Here is a 373-nt window from a genome sequence, read left to right on the forward strand (position 1 = left end):
AGTGATTCAGATGCGGATAGCGATTCAGACGCAGACTCTGACTCAGACGCAGACTCAGATTCAGATGCAGATTCTGACTCAGATGCGGACAGTGATTCAGACGCAGATTCTGACTCAGATGCAGACTCTGATTCAGACGCAGACAGTGACTCAGATGCAGATTCTGACTCAGATGCGGACAGCGATTCAGATGCGGATAGCGATTCAGATGCGGATAGCGATTCAGACGCAGATTCTGACTCAGATGCGGACAGCGATTCAGATGCAGACAGTGATTCAGATGCAGACTCAGACTCAGATGCAGACTCAGATGCAGATTCAGACTCAGATGCAGATTCAGACTCAGATGCAGATTCTGACTCAGACGCAGATA

At 48.8% G+C, this 373-nt stretch carries 1 protein-coding gene; it reads left to right on the forward strand.

The genetic code is table 11. From position 1 onward, the window contains the following. A partial coding sequence (locus CD035_RS14060; protein ID WP_219728651.1) for a hypothetical protein occupies nucleotides 1-373 on the forward strand: 373 nt, incomplete at both ends.

The sequence above is a fragment of the Mammaliicoccus sciuri genome (assembly GCF_002901825.1).
Classification (GTDB): Bacteria; Bacillota; Bacilli; order Staphylococcales; family Staphylococcaceae; genus Mammaliicoccus; species Mammaliicoccus sciuri.